1 protein-coding gene is annotated in these 386 nt (G+C 41.2%); it reads right to left on the reverse strand.

Annotated features, from left to right (window positions below; all coding sequences use genetic code 11):
* Positions 1-386 (reverse strand): transporter associated domain-containing protein (locus ACS72_RS00250; protein ID WP_048880856.1); only part of this gene is annotated, 386 nt, incomplete at both ends.

Below are 386 nucleotides of genomic sequence, written 5' to 3' on the forward strand. Positions count from 1 at the left end.
ATGGATATACACAGACTTAATACGATTGTTTTCCATTTCAGTCACTTGGAAAGAAACCTGTTGATGCTCAAATGATGTACCAACTTCTACATGACCATTGGCTTTATCCAGAATAAGAACTGCAACACTGATATAACCAGCATCTTCTTCAATTAGATCCAGCATACCTAGCTCTAGTTCCAGCTGATACAAATCCAGCATGCCTGCAGCAATCCAATGCGTATCATCCACACGAACTAAATCCAGCTGTTCGTCTGCATCCGGGAATTCCCCTGCAATCGCTTCAAATACATCTAGTGGTGAAATCAGACACTGTACATGACCAAACTCATCAATCACCAGAACCAAAGAACCTTTAGAAGTCCGCAAGGCATTAATTGCATCAA

This window comes from Acinetobacter sp. VT 511, assembly GCF_001077515.1.
GTDB classification, from domain to species: domain Bacteria; phylum Pseudomonadota; class Gammaproteobacteria; order Pseudomonadales; family Moraxellaceae; genus Acinetobacter; species Acinetobacter schindleri.